General features: G+C 29.2%; 18 protein-coding genes and 1 pseudogene. 11 read left to right on the top strand and 8 right to left on the bottom strand.

The window, feature by feature from the left end; all coding sequences use genetic code 11:
- Window positions 1-87: 87 nt before the first annotated feature.
- The gene (locus tag L3J60_RS05370) at window positions 88-582 is read left to right on the top strand and encodes a hypothetical protein (RefSeq protein WP_291974464.1); all 495 of its coding nucleotides are present in this window, start codon (window positions 88-90) and stop codon (window positions 580-582) included.
- Window positions 583-823: 241 nt separating this feature from the next.
- Here L3J60_RS05370 and L3J60_RS13440 read toward each other — a convergent pair.
- Window positions 824-934, bottom strand: a pseudogene (locus L3J60_RS13440) (carboxypeptidase-like regulatory domain-containing protein); the annotation flags it as partial.
- 268 nt (window positions 935-1202) lie between these two features.
- On the opposite strand from L3J60_RS13440, the gene L3J60_RS05375 reads away from it, so the two are divergent.
- On the top strand, window positions 1203-2192 hold the full coding sequence (locus L3J60_RS05375; RefSeq protein WP_291974465.1) for an aspartate-semialdehyde dehydrogenase: 990 nt from the start codon (window positions 1203-1205) through the stop codon (window positions 2190-2192).
- A 72-nt stretch (window positions 2193-2264) separates the two neighbouring features.
- Here the strand turns inward: L3J60_RS05375 and trxA are convergent, their stop codons facing one another.
- The gene (trxA, locus tag L3J60_RS05380) at window positions 2265-2621 is read right to left on the bottom strand and encodes a thioredoxin (RefSeq protein WP_291974466.1); all 357 of its coding nucleotides are present in this window, start codon (window positions 2619-2621) and stop codon (window positions 2265-2267) included.
- Window positions 2622-2781: 160 nt separating this feature from the next.
- On the opposite strand from trxA, the gene L3J60_RS05385 reads away from it, so the two are divergent.
- Both L3J60_RS05385 and L3J60_RS05390 read left to right on the top strand, forming a co-directional pair.
- Entirely contained in the window at window positions 2782-3153 is a 372-nt protein-coding gene (locus tag L3J60_RS05385) for a DoxX family membrane protein (protein WP_291974467.1), read from the top strand.
- 87 nt (window positions 3154-3240) lie between these two features.
- Window positions 3241-5385: a prolyl oligopeptidase family serine peptidase gene (locus L3J60_RS05390; protein WP_291974468.1), complete on the top strand. Its 2145-nt coding sequence runs from the start codon at window positions 3241-3243 to the stop codon at window positions 5383-5385.
- Window positions 5386-5458: 73 nt separating this feature from the next.
- On the opposite strand, the gene L3J60_RS05395 is transcribed toward L3J60_RS05390, so the two are convergent.
- Window positions 5459-5914 carry a 3-oxoacyl-ACP synthase gene (locus L3J60_RS05395; RefSeq protein ID WP_291974469.1) on the bottom strand — a complete coding sequence of 152 codons (456 nt, stop codon included), beginning with the start codon at window positions 5912-5914 and terminating at the stop codon, window positions 5459-5461.
- Window positions 5915-6158: 244 nt separating this feature from the next.
- Between L3J60_RS05395 and L3J60_RS05400 the strand changes: the two genes are divergently transcribed.
- Window positions 6159-7109 carry a TIGR01212 family radical SAM protein gene (locus L3J60_RS05400; RefSeq protein ID WP_291974470.1) on the top strand — a complete coding sequence of 317 codons (951 nt, stop codon included), beginning with the start codon at window positions 6159-6161 and terminating at the stop codon, window positions 7107-7109.
- Window positions 7110-7152: 43 nt separating this feature from the next.
- Window positions 7153-8205, top strand: a complete 1053-nt coding sequence (locus L3J60_RS05405) for a LytTR family transcriptional regulator DNA-binding domain-containing protein (RefSeq protein ID WP_291974471.1) — start codon at window positions 7153-7155, stop codon at window positions 8203-8205.
- On the opposite strand, the gene L3J60_RS05410 is transcribed toward L3J60_RS05405, so the two are convergent.
- Window positions 8206-8751 carry a cytochrome P460 family protein gene (locus tag L3J60_RS05410; protein ID WP_291974472.1) on the bottom strand — a complete coding sequence of 182 codons (546 nt, stop codon included), beginning with the start codon at window positions 8749-8751 and terminating at the stop codon, window positions 8206-8208.
- A gap of 76 nt (window positions 8752-8827) precedes the next feature.
- On the bottom strand, window positions 8828-9658 hold the full coding sequence (locus tag L3J60_RS05415; protein ID WP_291974473.1) for a hypothetical protein: 831 nt from the start codon (window positions 9656-9658) through the stop codon (window positions 8828-8830).
- Window positions 9659-9985: 327 nt separating this feature from the next.
- On the opposite strand from L3J60_RS05415, the gene L3J60_RS05420 reads away from it, so the two are divergent.
- The 5 genes from L3J60_RS05420 (at window position 9986) to L3J60_RS13445 (ending at window position 13544) form a co-directional block, all read left to right on the top strand.
- Window positions 9986-10264, top strand: coding sequence for a hypothetical protein (locus L3J60_RS05420; RefSeq protein WP_291974474.1), 279 nt, complete (start codon window positions 9986-9988; stop codon window positions 10262-10264).
- A 105-nt stretch (window positions 10265-10369) separates the two neighbouring features.
- Complete coding sequence (locus L3J60_RS05425; RefSeq protein WP_291974475.1) at window positions 10370-11869, top strand: aldehyde dehydrogenase family protein; 1500 nt, start codon at window positions 10370-10372, stop codon at window positions 11867-11869.
- A 65-nt stretch (window positions 11870-11934) separates the two neighbouring features.
- Complete coding sequence (locus L3J60_RS05430) at window positions 11935-12294, top strand: DUF779 domain-containing protein (RefSeq protein WP_291974476.1); 360 nt, start codon at window positions 11935-11937, stop codon at window positions 12292-12294.
- A gap of 115 nt (window positions 12295-12409) precedes the next feature.
- Complete coding sequence (locus tag L3J60_RS05435) at window positions 12410-13159, top strand: saccharopine dehydrogenase NADP-binding domain-containing protein (RefSeq protein WP_366836891.1); 750 nt, start codon at window positions 12410-12412, stop codon at window positions 13157-13159.
- Complete coding sequence (locus L3J60_RS13445; protein ID WP_366836893.1) at window positions 13086-13544, top strand: saccharopine dehydrogenase C-terminal domain-containing protein; 459 nt, start codon at window positions 13086-13088, stop codon at window positions 13542-13544. Before L3J60_RS05435 ends, L3J60_RS13445 begins: the two co-directional genes overlap by 74 nt.
- Here L3J60_RS13445 and dinB read toward each other — a convergent pair.
- The 3 genes from dinB to gdhA all read right to left on the bottom strand — a co-directional run bounded on the left by dinB (window position 13541) and on the right by gdhA (window position 16748).
- Window positions 13541-14635 carry a DNA polymerase IV gene (gene dinB, locus L3J60_RS05440; RefSeq protein ID WP_291974477.1) on the bottom strand — a complete coding sequence of 365 codons (1095 nt, stop codon included), beginning with the start codon at window positions 14633-14635 and terminating at the stop codon, window positions 13541-13543. The two genes, L3J60_RS13445 and dinB, sit on opposite strands and share 4 nt — an antisense overlap.
- Before the next feature lie 34 nt (window positions 14636-14669).
- Window positions 14670-15284 carry a LysE family transporter gene (locus L3J60_RS05445; RefSeq protein ID WP_291974478.1) on the bottom strand — a complete coding sequence of 205 codons (615 nt, stop codon included), beginning with the start codon at window positions 15282-15284 and terminating at the stop codon, window positions 14670-14672.
- Between the two features lie 126 nt (window positions 15285-15410).
- A complete protein-coding gene (gene gdhA, locus L3J60_RS05450) occupies window positions 15411-16748 on the bottom strand; it encodes an NADP-specific glutamate dehydrogenase (RefSeq protein WP_291974479.1) in 1338 nt (445 codons plus the stop codon).
- Window positions 16749-16843 lie beyond the last annotated feature (95 nt).

The raw sequence follows: 16843 nt of genomic DNA on the forward strand, positions 1-16843 counted from the left end.
ATAGCAATGTGTATAGTTTATGGCGGATGAAGTGCTAAATATGAGCGATTTAACATTAATAAAACATCGACGTAAGTTGAAAGTTTTGTGTTCCAAAAACCGCCACAAAACCATATACTAACCGATGGAACAGTTCGCCCTTTATCCGATTTAATTAGTAAATCTGAAATTATTATTAATGGCACCTACCAGGATACTGACAATCCTATCGATTTTGTAACAGAAGAAGAAAAAGATAGTTTAAAACCAGGAAGTTTAATTATTGATGTGAGTTGTGACGAAGGTATGGGATTCTATTTTGCAAAACCTACAACTTTTAAAAAACCAATGCTGAATATAGATAATATTGACTATTATGCAGTTGATCATACGCCAAGTTATCTATGGGAAAGTGCTTCAAGATCAATATCTGCAGCACTAATTGTTTATTTACCAATAATTTTAGAAGGTCATAAAAGTTGGATGGAAAATCCTACAATTCAAAAAGCTATTAATGTTGATAATGGTGTGATTAAAAAGAAGTCTGTTTTAACTTTTCAGAATCGTATGTTAGATTATCCACATAATTTTATAAAAATTTAAAAGTCAGAATTTAATAAGTTCTGAAATTTTATTACTAAAATGGGCAATTATTTTGATAACGCTTAAGAGAAACTTGCATATATTATCTTTTAAAAACTTAAAGTGTTTTAGATTGTATAATTTTTGTTAAGTTAAATTGGTTTAAATCAATACTAAAAAGGCTTGCGGAACGAATAATAGAATAATTTGTGTACTTGTAAAAACCGAATAACATCAGACTTCATAATTTTATAAGGAAATTTTAATAAGGAAATTTTAAATAATACGCTCCTTTAGCATTGGTTTTAGTTCCTCGGTTTATACCTTTCATAAATACATGAACCCCTTCAATAGGTTTATTAGTATTAGCATCTAAAACTTTGCCTTAAATATATTGAGAAAACGAAATAAAAGTTGATAAGGAAAAGAGTGTAAATAGTAAGAACTTTTTCATGGTTTATTTTATAAAATTATCTTCAAAAATTATACCTTAAAAGTAATTAAACATAAAATTATTTAAACGATATAATCACAATTATTTAACAAAAGCATATTTATTTGTTAATTTTAAAATAATTACTACAAGTTGTAACATTTTTTTATAAAATTTGCATTATAATTAATACATAAATTATTTTTACATGAAAGTTGCAGTAGTTGGTGCTACCGGAATGGTAGGAAATGTAATGTTACAAATTTTAGAAGAACGAAATTTTCCAATTACGGAATTAATTCTTGTCGCTTCTGAAAAATCTGTTGGTAAACAAATTACTTTTAGAAATAAAAATTATTCCGTTATTGGATTGCAAGATGCTGTTAATTTACATCCAGATATCGCTATATTTTCTGCTGGCGGACAAACATCATTAGATTGGGCTCCAAAATTTGCTGAAGTTGGGACAACAGTTATTGACAATTCTTCTGCTTGGAGAATGAATCCTGACAACAAATTAATTGTTCCTGAAATAAATGCTTCTGAATTAACAAAAGAGGATAAAATTATTGCAAACCCTAATTGCTCAACCATTCAATTGGTTATGGCATTAGCACCACTTCATAAAAAATATAAGATTAAACGATTAATTGTTTCCACATACCAATCAATCACTGGAACTGGAGTTAAAGCAGTCCAACAATTAGAAAATGAATACAAAGGTGTAAAAGGCGAAATGGCTTATCATTATCCTATTCATAAAAATGCAATTCCGCATTGTGATGTTTTTTTAGAAAACGGTTACACAAAAGAAGAAATGAAATTAGTGCAAGAACCTCAAAAAATATTAAATGATAGAAGCATTGCCATTACCGCAACCGCAGTTAGAATTCCTGTTGTTGGTGGACATAGCGAAAGTGCAAATATTGAATTTGAAAACGATTTTAATGTAGGTGAAGTTAGAAAACTTTTAAATGAAACACCAGGAGTTGTTGTACAAGATAATATTGATACAAATACCTATCCAATGCCTATTTATGCACATGGTAAAAATGATGTTTTTGTAGGAAGAATTAGAAGAGATGAATCGCAACCAAAAACAATAAATATGTGGATTGTTTCCGATAATTTACGAAAAGGTGCTGCAACAAATGCTGTACAAATTGCCGAGTATTTGGTGGAAAATAAATTGATATAATAACTAAGTTTTATAAAAATAAAAAGCCGCACATTGTGCGGCTTTTGTCTTTGGAATTTGGGATTTAAAACCTTAAGAAACTTTTAAAACATCTTTAAATATTTGTTCTAATTGATGTTTTGGTAATGCACCTTGAGCCATTTGTGGTTCACCTTCTTTTGGGCAAAATAACATAGAAGGAATACTTCTAATTCCAAAAGCTCCAGCTAATTCTTGTTGAGCTTCAGTATCTACTTTATAGATATTTAATTTACCGTCGTATTCATTACTTAATTCTTCTAAAACTGGGGCCACCATTTTACAAGGTCCACACCAATCAGCATAAAAGTCAATAACGCAAGGAATTTCACCTTCAAATTTCCACGTTTTATTTTTTTCGTAATTAAAAACTTTTTCTAAAAAAGTTTCTTTAGTTAAATATTCTGTCATTTTCTATTTTTTTAATTAATAAAATACTTGTTTTGTGCACTTTATTAGACTGCAAAGTGACATAAAAACTTACAAAGTTAGCGTAACTTTGGTTACATCTGTAAATTATTTGTAATTTAACGACTGAAAACCATATTAATTTAAACTAAAACACATTATTATGAATTCAAAATTAATTTTAGTACTACGAATTTTATTAGCCTTAATCCTTATTGTATTTGGAGCTAATAAATTTTTTGGTTTTATGCCTGATCCTAAAATGCCTGAACTTGCAGGTAATTTTATGGCAGCAATGATGGCAACAGGTTACTTATTTAAATTAGTAGGTGCTACCGAAGTTGTTGTTGGCCTACTTTTATTGTTTAATAAATGGGTTCCTTTAGCATTGGTAATAATCGCTCCAGTTGCTGTAAATATGATATTTTTCCATTTATTTTTAAATCCTGCGGGGATTGGTCCAGCAGCAGTGGTAACTATAATTGTTATTATTTTAATGTATAAAAAATGGAATAAGTACAAAACACTATTTTAATTGATATTAAATTTTTTTAAAAAGCATATTCAAAAAGGATATGCTTTTTTTTTGATTACTTTTGAAAAAACTTTTAATTCATTTGTTATGAAAAAAATAATATTTATTACATTGTTTGCAATTCTTTTAGCTTCCTGTAAAAATAATAATTCACCACAAAATATTACTAATTTGAAATATCCAACAACCAAACAAGTTGACACCATAACTAATTATTTTGGAATAAAAGTTAGAGATCCATATCGTTGGTTAGAAGATGACACCTCTGAAGAAACTAAAAATTGGGTGAAAGCTGAAAATAAAATAACATTTAATTATTTATCAAAAATACCTTATCGAAAGGAATTAAAATCACGATTAAAAGAATTGTGGAATTATGAAAAAATTGGAGCTCCATTTAAAGAAGGGAACTACACTTATTTTTATAAAAATGATGGATTACAAAATCAATATGTGTTGTACCGACAAAAAAATAAAGAAGCTCCTGAAATTTTTTTAGATCCAAATACTTTTTCTAAAGATGGAACTATTTCATTAGGAAATGTTTCTTTTTCAAAAAATGGAAAAATAGTGGCTTACTCAATTTCTGAAGGAGGTTCAGATTGGAGAAAAATTATTATTATGGATGCACTTTCAAAAGAAATTAAAGAAGACACAATTGTTGATGTAAAATTTAGTGGAATTTCTTGGAAAGGAAATAAAGGTTTCTACTATTCAAGTTATGAAAAACCAAAAGGAAGTGAACTATCTGCTAAAACAGATCAACATAGATTATTTTATCATCAATTAGGAACTTCACAAAAAGAAGATAAAATTATTTTTGGAAAACAAAAGAAAAGAAGATATGTAGGAGGTTATGTTACGGAAGATGGACATTATTTAGTAATAACAGCTTCTGTTTCAACTTCGGGTAATGAGTTATACATAAAAGATTTAACTAAAAAAAATAGTAAAATAATTTCAGTGGTTAGTAATTTTGAATCAACTACTAATGTATTAGATAATAAGGGTGAAATATTGTTATTAGTAACTAATTTAAACGCACCTAATAAGCGAATTGTTAAGGTTAGTGCCTCAAATCCAATTCCAAAAAACTGGGTTGATGTTATTCCAGAAACCAGCAATGTACTATCCGCCTCAAAAGCCAACGGATTTATTTTTGCCAATTATATGGTTGACGCTATTTCTAAAGTAAATCAATATGATTATAATGGAAAATTGATTAGAAAAATTAAACTTCCAGGAATTGGAACAGCTAGTGGTTTTAAAGGTAAAAAAGATCAACAAATAATTTATTTTTCATTTTCAAATTATATTACACCAAACTCTATTTTTAGTTTGGAAACAAAATCAGGAAAAATAGCTATTTATAAAAAACCAGCTATTGATTTTAATTCAAGTAATTTTGAATCGCATCAAATATTTTATACTTCAAAAGATGGAACAAAAATACCAATGATTATTTCCTATAAAAAAGGAACCATTTTAAATGGTAAAAATCCTACTATTTTATATGGTTATGGAGGATTTAATATTAGCCTAACACCTTCTTTTAGTATTACAAATGCTGTGTGGATGGAAGAAGGAGGTATTTATGCCGTACCAAATTTACGAGGAGGTGGTGAATATGGAGAAAAATGGCATAATGCAGGGATTAAAATGCATAAACAAAATGTATTTGATGATTTTATTTCAGCAGCAGAATATTTAATAAAAAATAATTATACTTCCAAAAATTATTTAGCTATTCGCGGAGGTTCAAATGGAGGGCTGTTGGTTGGTGCAACAATGACTCAAAGACCAGATTTAATGAAAGTTGCATTGCCCGCTGTTGGAGTTATGGATATGTTGCGGTATCATAAATTTACAGCTGGGGCAGGTTGGGCTTACGATTATGGAACTGCTGATGATTCAAAAGAAATGTTTGAATATTTAAAAGGATATTCTCCAGTACACAACGTTAAAAAAGGAGTTCATTATCCAGCTACATTAATAACAACGGGAGATCATGATGATAGAGTAGTACCTGCACATTCATTTAAATTTGCTGCTGAATTACAAGCAAAACAAGGAGGTAATAACCCTATTTTAATTAGAATTGAAACTAACGTAGGTCATGGAGCAGGAACTCCTGTTTCAAAAATAATTGAGCAATATGCTGATATTTTTGGGTTTACATTATTCAATATGGGTTTTAAGGATTTACCTAGTAAAGTAAAAAATAGAAGATAATTTTGTTAAACTACTGGGCTTGTAGAAGTTAAATCAATAAGTCTTCGACAAGCTCAGACTGACACTATTTAAATTAATAAATATTTAAAATTTTAGCTTCATTAAAAGGAACGATACCTCCAACTTTTTTACCTAATAATTGTTTCCCAATAGGTGAATTTGTTGAAATGGCATAATATGTTTTATTTTCGATGATAATTTCACCCGCACTAATTGCTAAAAAATAATTAACTTTATTGGTGATAATTAAACTGCTTAAACAAATAATATTAGATTTATTTTCAATTGAAATTCGTTTTAAAACTTCTTTCATTTCAGAAATTATTACCAATTGTTGACTTGCTTTTTCCATTTCTAACTGAATCATTGCTCTACCTGTTTCATGTTTATCACCTGCCGAACTTTTTGTTTCAGAAAATAATGCTTTTTGATAAGACTTGATACTGGTAGTTACTGTGTTGTATTTTTCTTCTACAAAAAAAGTACAAGCTTCAAATAATTTTATTTTTAATTCTATAATAACTTTCATAATTCTGAATATCAGCAATCTAACATAACGCTCGTCACCCTAAACCTGCCAGCAGCAGGCGGGCTTGTTTCAGTGTCATATTCAATAAAACATAGGTTATTAAATAGTAATGAGATGCTGAACCAAGTTCCTTTAGACTTGCAATATAAATATTATAACTAATTATGAATAATCAGTCAGGATTTATAAATAAATATAATCCAATCCAACTTCTTTTAATAGTTTTGCTGTATAAATATTTTAAATGCAATTTACGGGAAAACGTTATTTAGATTATTCTTCATTTATCAAATTAACATTTGGTGAACGTGTACAAAAAATAGCTTTAGATATAGGTTTTTCTTGTCCAAATAGAGATGGAACCAAAGGTTATGGAGGTTGTACGTATTGCAATAACAACACTTTTAATCCTGATTATTGTGAACCTACAAAATCGATTACACAACAATTACAAGAAGGGATTTCGTTTTTTAGTAAAAAATACAAAGCTCAAAAGTATTTAGCTTATTTTCAAGCATATACAAACACTTATGCCGATTTAGCTTCACTTAAAAAAATGTATAAAGAAGCTTTAAATATCGAGGGAATTATAGGCTTAGTTATTGGTACGAGACCCGATTGTATTTCAAAAGAAATTATTGATTATTTAGATGAACTTTCAAAAAAATATTTTATTTCTTTAGAGTTTGGAGTGGAAAGTACCAATGAAAAAACGTTACTAAAAATAAATCGTTGTCACACTTTTGAAGAAACTAAAACTACTTTTGAATTATGTAAAAATAAAGGTTTTGAATTAGGAGCACACATTATTTTAGGATTGCCAGGAGAAATGAAATCCGAACTTTTACATCATGCTTTTGAGATTTCTAAACTACCTATAAAAACTTTAAAAATTCACCATTTACAAATTATAAAAAACTCGGTGATGGCTGTTCAATACAAACGAAATCCAGAGAACTTCGATTTGTTTACTGTTGAAAACTACATTGATTTTATTGCAGAATTTATTGGATATTTACGCCCAACTATTATTATTGAGCGTTTTATAAGTGAAGCTCCAAAAGAGTTATTAATCGTTCCAAATTGGAATCATCTTAAAAATTTTGAAATTGTTGCTAAAATTGATAAAAAACTGATTGAAAAAAATACGTGGCAGGGAAAGTTTTATAAAGGTGAAGTTGATATCTCAAAATAAATTGTAAGTTTATTCTGTAACAATTAATATAAAAATAACTACTGTGAAATTAAAAACAATAATTCTACCTTCTATATTATTAATTTTGGCTTTAATGTATTATTACAGCTTTAACTATGTTTATAGCTCTGCAACAAATGATTTATTAAATCAACAAATTGAAAACTCAAAAAATCAAACTATTTTAATTTCAAAAATGCTATCTGAAAGACTTAGTTCTGGTTATTCAAAGAGTCAGGTTAGAGAAGAATTTCAGAAAAGCATAGAAAACATGTCTATTGAAAATAGTTTTGTTTGCATGTTTGACTCTACAGGAAGAGAAATTTGTCATCCAAACCAGCAAAAAATAGGGAAGATGCTATCTGAAAATAATTCCGTTATAAAATTCATTTCAAACCAAAAAGCTGAAATAAACTTTAAAAAAGCAATTATTGAAAAAAAAGCAACAGGTGGTTTAAGAGAACTGAAAAAATATACTGAAATTGTTTATTTAAATCCTGTAAAAAATACAAATTGGATTGTAGCATCTCATGCTAATGTTGAAAAATTTAGGACTATTTTTAGTAATCTTAAAGAAAAACTATCATTAATTTTTATACTCGTTTGGCTAAGTAGCTCTTTATTAATCTATTTTGTTCTTCAATTTATGAACTCAATTAATTTAAAAAAAATTGGGGAAATAAATAGAGATACTGGAAAGCAGTATTTTAATGAGTTAAAAACAATTTCTAAAACACTTGATAAAAAAGAAGAAATAACAAAAAGGGTTTTAGCGGATAAAGGCAATCAACTAACCCCTGTTTTTATTAATAACATTGCATTTATTTTTACAGAAAATAAAATAACATATATCATTGAATACAATAATGAAAAATCATCTATAAATTTAACGTTAGATGAACTTTTTAAATCTTTAAATCAAAATACATTTTATAGAGCATCAAGGCAGATTATTGTATCGGCAAAAGCAATAGATAAAATACAAAAATATGGAACAACTCAATTAAAAGTATTTACAAATCCTATTTCGCCTATTGATATAATTATAAGTAAAGCAAAACTTACTGAATTTAAAAAATGGGCTGGAAAAAATTAACTACTGTAAATGTTGAAATTTTGAAAAAATAAAATAATTATTTTTTGCCAAATTATGACAAGCGATACAACTAGCAGTTCCTTTATCCCAGCTTTTATAAGCTCCATTTTTTTTAACAAACCTTGCATATCCCCAATTTCCAGGGTTTTTAGGAAAACGTGTTTTATCTTTTATCATATATTCAATTCTCTGAATTTTATTTGCTTCAAGTGCAACGCCAAAGTTTTTCATTTTTTCAACATTCCATCCTATTTTAACAATTTTACTTCCTTCAGGAAAGGGTTGGTTTTTATAAAAAGATTTAAAAGCTTTCTTGTTTGCTAAAACATACCGCAATTCATTTTTATCTGTACGATAATGAGTCGCAATAATCTTATAATTTTTATAATTTTTTACTTCTTTAAAAGATAAATTGTTATTTGGCATAACTAAATCTGGAACATCTGAAATAATATGATAATCAGATTCATTTTTATCTTTGCACGAAATCAAAGAAAAAGAAAATGATACTACCAGAAGAAGCATTATAGGTTTAATTACTTTCATATTTTACTTATTTTTAATTGAAGGTTGTTTTTAATAATATATAATCATTAAAAACAACCTTATATAATTATATTTATTAGGGTGCTACAGTTGTTGTACTATTGGCAATTGGCCAAACACCACCTGGTGCAGGAAAACTTATTCCTTTATTATCCCCTCTAACACTATCTTGACCAAAGTAATATAATGGCCATCCTTTATAGGTTAATTGTGTTTTTCCATACACACTAATAGTTCCAAAATCAGCAGCATTTAAATTACTTGGCACTTCACTAGGTGTAACTTCTGCAATTGGCCATATGGCATTATTCCCAAAGTCAGATGCTGTAAAAGTATTTGTATTATTTGAATCGTGACTAAAAGTGTATAGTGTATTTCCATAACTATCTACAATATAACCTGTTTCTCCAGTACCTGATGTATAATCACTTAAATAGTCAATTCCATCATGACCTGTTAGTTGATCAAAAACATACATAACACTATAATTAGGTTTTGCAATAAACCAATCTCCATTTACACCATCTCCAAAGGTATCTCCTGCTTTAACATCTGAAACATAATAATACAAAGGCCATCCTTTATAAGTTGTTTGCATGGCTCCATCAGCTCTAGTTATTGTACCAAAATCTGCAATATCTAAACCATTATCAATGGTGATATTTGCATCGTAAAATATAGGCCAATTATTTAAACAACCATTTACACAATGTGAAGAACCATTTGCATCATCGGCAAAGAAATATAAAGACTTCCCTTGAGAATCTGTTAAAATAGATCCGAATGTGGCATCAACTGTCAATTGTACTTTGTTAGGAATTGGAACTGGAGTTACATCATTTTTTTGGCAACTCTGAAAACTTAATCCTATTGCTACTATGAGCAACACTAATAAACTTTTTTTCATAATTTACTTGTTTTTAATAATTATTTTATGCCACAAATAACTTAAGCGAAAAATAATTATTGAAAAAAACATTACTGAATAAACCTTTTTAATAGCTGAAATGGAAAAAATTAATGTTGAAAAAGATTATATATTAATAAAATAAAAAAATATTTCATTTTGTTGTGTAGAAAAAACAAGTAAATTTAGAGGATAGAAACTATTTTAAAATCGTAAAATACAAATTACTAATTTTTATAATTGATAGCGACTAATAGTTGTAAAATACAGCTAGTTAAATTGCTTTAAATTAAATATTTATCAATACTAAATATATTTATTATAAACATGGATTATAGAGATAATGTTTTTTTGACTGTTGCAGAAAATTTCGACCTCTTTACTGTTGAAAACTACATCGATTTTATTGCAGAATTTATTGGATATTTACGTCCAACTATTATTATTGAACGATTTATAAGTGAAGCCCCAAAAGAGTTATTAATAGCTCCTAAATGGGACAATCTTAAAAACTTTGAAATCGTTGCCAAAATCGATAAAAAACTTATCGAAAAAAAGACTTGGCAAGGGAAATTTTATAAAGAAGAAGTTGATATCTCAAAATAAATTTTAACTTGTAGCTGTATTTCAGGACTAGACATTAAGAAATAAATAGAGGAAACCGAAAATCTATAAAAGAGTAGGATTTACTAACTTTTAAAAATGTTAAATATGGCATATTCAAAACCAAAATTTAAAGACAAGTACGGAAATTTCATCAATGGGAAATTCGTAGCACCAGTTGGAGGGCAGTATTTTGACAATACATCACCAATTGACAACACATTAATTGCAAAATACCCACGTTCTCAAAAAGAAGACGTAGATAATGCAGTAGCAGCAGCCAATGCAGCAAAAGATGCTTGGGGAAATACTTCTGTAACTGAAAGAGCAGCAATGTTAAATAAAGTAGCAGACTTAATTGAAGCAAATTTAGAAGAATTTGCATTAGTTGAAACCTGTGATAATGGAAAACCAATTAGAGAAACTCTAAATGCTGATATTCCATTAGCGATAGACCATTGGCGTTATTTTGCAGCAGTTATTAGAGCGGAAGAAGGTTCTGCAACGGAATTAGATGCAAACACGCTATCAATGAATATTAAAGAACCGCTTGGTGTGATTGCTCAAATTATTCCTTGGAATTTCCCTTTATTAATGCTGTCTTGGAAAATGCCGCCAGCATTAGCAGCAGGTAATTGTGTAGTACTAAAACCAGCAGAGCAAACACCATCAACTGCAACTCTATTATTAGAAAAAATTGCAGACGTATTCCCTCCAGGAGTAATTAATATTATTCACGGTTTTGGACCTGAAGCCGGTAAGCCTTTAGCATCTCATTCAGGTGTTGATAAAGTTGCTTTTACAGGTGAAACTACAACAGGTCAATTAATTATGCAATATGCATCTAAAAACTTAAATCCCGTAACAATGGAGTTAGGTGGTAAATCGCCTAACATTTTCTTTAATTCTGTTATGGATGAAGATGATGCGTTTTTAGATAAAGCAATTGAAGGAGCGGTATTATTTGCTTTTAATCAAGGAGAGGTTTGTACTTGTCCGTCAAGGTTATTAGTGCAGGAAGATATTTATGATGCATTTATGGAAAGAGTAGTTGCAAGAACAAAAGCAGCAATTCAAGCCAATCCTTATGACGTAAATACAATGGTTGGTGCTCAAGCATCAAATGACCAATATGAAAAAATTCTTTCTTATATTAAAATAGGAAAAGAAGAAGGTGCAAAAGTTCTTACAGGTGGTGAGGCTTGCAAATTAGAAGGAGAATTAGCAAATGGGTTTTACATTCAGCCTACTATTTTAGAAGGACATAACAAAATGCGTGTATTTCAAGAAGAAATTTTTGGACCAGTTCTTTCTGTAACTAAATTTAAAGATGAAGCAGAAGCAATTGCAATTGCAAATGATACGCTTTATGGTTTAGGAGCAGGTGTTTGGACAAGAGATGCACATCAATTATATCAAATTCCAAGAGCCATAAAAGCAGGTAGAGTTTGGGTAAATTGCTATCACGCATATCCCGCTCACGCACCATTTGGCGGGTATAAAAAATCAGGATTTGGAAGAGAAAACCATTTAATGATGATGAACCATTATCGTCAAACTAAAAATATGCTAATTTCTTATGATAAGAATAAATTAGGATTTTTTTAGAAGATAATAGAACTAAACTATTAGGCTGACTGTAATCTCAGTCAGCTTTTTTATAAAATATAATTATGGAATTTAAAAGAATTGCTATAACAGAAAAAGCAATTAAAGTCTTAAATAAACTCAAAGAAAAGTACGGAGAATTAATATTTCATCAGAGTGGAGGTTGCTGCGATGGTTCAGCACCAATGGTTTTTGAAGAAGGAGATATGTATTTAGATGATAGCGATATATTACTTGGACAATTAGAAGGAGTTAATTATTATATGAACCAAGACCAATTTGAATATTGGAAACATACACATTTGACAGTTGATATAACAGAAGGCAGAGGTTCAAGTTTTTCTCTAGAAATTCCACTTGGTGTTAGGTTTATTATTCATTCAAGGTTGTTAACTGATGAAGAAAATGTTGAACTTAATAAATAACGAAATGCCTTGGTTTTTTTTGCCAGGGTTATAATTTGTATTGATTCTTTTTTCAAAAAACAGATTTCAGTTTCCCTTTTTTATTTATTTCCAACTTTAAAATTAAACAAATAGTATGAGCAATATAATTGTATTAGGTGCTGGCATGGTTGGAAGAACTATCGCTATTGATTTAACTAATAAACACAACGTAACTTTGGCAGATTTCAGCCAAGAAGCACTTCAATTTTCAAAAAATAAATGCAATCTTCTTGAAACTTTAAAACTTGACGTTACCAAAAAAGAAGCTTTAAAACAAATCTTACAACCTTTCGATTTGGTTGTTTGTGCAGTTCCTGGTTTCTTAGGATTTGAAACTTTAAAAACAATTATTGAAGCCAAAAAAAATGTAGTTGACATTTCCTTTTTCTCTGAAAACTCCTTAGAATTAAACGATTTAGCCAAACAAAATAATGTTACTGCCATTGTAGATTGTGGCGTTGCACCAGGAATGGGAAATATTATTTTAGGTTATTACAACCAACAATTAAAAATTACTGATTTTGAATGTTTGGTGGGTGGATTACCAACCGTTAAAAAATGGCCTTTTAATTATAAAGCTCCTTTTTCACCTGTTGATGTGATTGAAGAATATACACGACCTGCGAGATATGTAGAAAATGGAAATTTAGTAGTTAAGGAAGCACTTTCTGATATGGAACATGTTGAATTTAAAAGTGTAGGAACACTTGAATCTTTTAATTCTGATGGGATTGCGTTCTTTAATTTTTACGATGCCTCACATCAGAAACATGAAAGAAAAAACCTTGCGTTACCCTGGGCATGTGGAATATATACAAGTTTTAAAACAAAGTGGTTTTTTTAATACTAAACCAGTTAAAATAAATGGTATTGAAATTTCACCCTTAGATTTTACTTCTAAAATTTTATTTGATGAATGGAAATTAGGAGAAATGGAAGAGGAATTAACGATTATGAGAATTACTATTATTGGCGAAGATGCAAATGGAACGCAAAAGAAAATTGTCTATAATTTACATGATAAATATTGTTCTGAAACTAAAACTTCATCTATGGCAAGAACAACGGGTTATACTGCAACCGCTGTTGCAAACATGTTTTTAGATAGATTGTTTTTTGAAAAAGGTGTTTTTCCACCAGAATTAATTGGTGATAAAAAAGGTGTTTTTGAATACATTTTAAAGTATTTAAGAGAACGAAAGATAATTTATTTGAAAGAAGAATTTTAAAACTCAAATTTCAACTGCACATTAATAGGCTTTTCAGGTGATTTTTTAGAATGAATATTTAAATTAGTTACAGAAATTCCGAGTAATCTAACGGAATTCATTACTTTTTCTTGATATAATAATTCTTTAACCGTTTCTAAAATAATGGCTTTTTCTTTTATAAAATACGGTAAGGTTTTACTACGCGTTTGTGTTTTAAAATCGCTGTATTTTATTTTTAAAGTAACTGTTTTTCCCGAAACTTTAGATTTGTTTAATCGCCGTTCTAATTCTTCAGAAATTTTCTCTAATTTTTCAAACATAAATATTTCTGAAGTTAAATTCTCTATAAAAGTGTGTTCAGCGGCAACGGATTTACGCAATCGATTAGGTTTTACTTCACTGTTTTGGATGCCACGAACAATGTTGTAATAATGTTTTCCGGCTTTATTAAAATTGGCAATTAAAAACTCTTCTGATTTTTTCTTTAAATCAGCACCTTTAAAAATTCCTAGATTAAACATTTTTGAAGCGGTAACTTTACCAATTCCAAAGAATTTTTCAATAGGTAATTCTTCTAAAAAAGGAATTACTTCTTTTGGAAGAATTGTTTTTTGTCCGTTTGGCTTGTTAATATCTGATGCAATTTTAGCCACAAACTTGCTGTTTGAAATTCCTGCGGAAGCATTCAAATGTAATTCATCAAAAATCCGTTGTCTAATTTCTTTGGCAATTAAACTGGCAGATGGATTTCCTTTTTTGTTTATGGTAACATCTAAATAAGCCTCATCTAAAGAAAGTGGCTCTACTAAATCGGTGTATTCATAAAAAATAGCTCTAATTTTTTGAGAAATTTCTTTATAGCGTTCAAAACGAGGTTTTACAAAAATTAATTGCGGACAATTTTTTTTAGCAATAGGACCGCTTAAAGCAGAACGAACGCCAAATTTACGTGCTTCATAACTTGCAGCAGCAACTACACCGCGTTCACTACCACCGCCAACGGCAATTGGTTTTCCTCTTAATTCAGGATTATCTAATTGTTCTACAGATGCGTAAAACGCATCCATATCAATATGAATTATTTTTTTATTTTCCGTATTTTCTAACATTTTTTAAAATTACAAAATACTAAAATGATTAATGTTAAATCCACAATTTTAAAAGGGTAAATAATGCCAAAACACCTGTTAAAATACTTAATATTAAGTTTAAATTTTTTGCTAATCCTTTGGCTTTTGCTTGAATAATTTTCGCATAACTTGCATACATCGCTAATAAAGTAAAAGTTCCAAGTGCAGAACCAATAACAAATATTAAAATATTAAACTGAGAAAATTTTAACCATCCTGCAACATCTAAAGCCGTGGTAACTCCGCAATAAAAAGGAATAGAAAACATATTTAAAGCAGAAAGTAACAAACCAACCACAAAACTATTTCCTGCTCGTTCTTTGTAAGTTGCTTCTTTTTGTTTTTTTGATTCTCGGTAAAAATAAAATGATAAACCTGCAAAAATAACCATGGCAATTTTTTGAAGCGATTGTACAAATGCAGGATTATTTCTTAAAAATTTAGTAAATAAAATGGCAACATAAACCTGTATTAAAACCACTAATGAAACTCCAATTGCAAACTTTATGGCATCTGCTTTGCTTTTAGTTAAACTTATTTTTGCCGTAGTCATATTTAACATACTCGGTGTTAAGGTTCCTAAAAATGAAGTAATAAATCCTAATAGGAAATGAATGGTTATACTCATATTGCAATTTTATTTTTGGTTCATTTAAATGTAAGTCGAAGGTATCTATTTAAAATTACAAACTAAATGTCATAAAAAAAGCGTGCTATTAAGCACGCTTTTAAATTTTTATAAAAAGAAGAATTATTAAATAATACCTTGATCTAACATGGCATCGGCAACTTTAATAAATCCAGCAATATTTGCTCCGTTTACATAGTTAATATAACCATCGTTTTGAGTACCATATTTAATACAAGCTTGATGAATAGATGACATAATGTGATGTAATTTTTCATCAACTTCTTCTGCTTTCCAGTTTAATTTCATAGCGTTTTGGGACATTTCTAATCCAGAAACAGCAACACCACCAGCATTAACAGCTTTACCAGGAGCAAAAGGAATTCCAGCTTCTTGGAATGCTTCTATAGCTTCAGGAGTACAACCCATATTAGAAACTTCAGCGGCATATTTAACACCGTTTGCTATAAGTTGTTTTGCATCATCGCCATTTAATTCATTTTGAATAGCACTTGGCATAGCAATATCACATTTAACTTCCCAAGGTTTTTTACCTGCTATAAATTTAGCTTCTGGAAATTCTTCAGCATAAGGAGCAACAATATCATTATTAGAAGCACGAAGTTCTAATAAATAATCAATTTTTTCAGCATCTAATCCTTTTTCATCATAAATGTATCCATCAGGACCTGAAATAGTAACTACTTTACCTCCAAGTTCAGTAATTTTTAAAGCAACACCCCAAGCCACATTTCCAAAACCTGAAACAGTAACTGTTTTTCCTTTAAAAGTATCATTATTAACCGCTAACATTTCTTTGGTAAAATAAGTTGCTCCAAAACCAGTAGCTTCTGGTCTAATTAAGCTTCCTCCCCAGTTTAGTCCTTTACCAGTTAAAACACCAGTATTCTCCATTTGTAATTTTTTATACATTCCGTATAAGTAACCAATTTCTCTACCGCCAGTTCCTATATCACCTGCAGGCACATCGGTATTAGGGCCAATCATGCGCCATAATTCTAACATAAATGCTTGACAGAAACGCATAATTTCGTTATCAGATTTTCCTTTAGGATTAAAATCAGAACCACCTTTTGCTCCACCCATTGGTAGGGTAGTTAAAGCATTTTTGAAAGTTTGTTCAAATCCTAAGAATTTTAGGATGCTTAAATTTACACTAGGGTGTAAACGTAAACCGCCTTTGTATGGGCCGATAGCGTTATTAAAATGAACTCTATAACCCAAATTTACGTGTACCTGACCTTCATCATCAGTCCAAGATATTCTAAAAGTAAGAATTCGATCTGGCTCAACTAAACGTTCAATTATTTTAGCAGCTTCATATTGTGGATTTTCATTGTAAATATCTTCAATAGATTCCAAAACTTCATGTACTGCTTGTAAGTATTCTTTTTCACCTGGATGCTTTGCTTCCAAGTTGTTAATTATAGTATTAACATTCATTGTATTGTGATTTTAAAAAATTAAATTAGTTTGTTATTAATTTAATGATAAATTATGTGCAAATTTAAGTATAAAAAATTCATTATTATCATAAT

The organism is Lutibacter sp., assembly GCF_021647475.1.
Classification (GTDB): Bacteria; Bacteroidota; Bacteroidia; order Flavobacteriales; family Flavobacteriaceae; genus Lutibacter.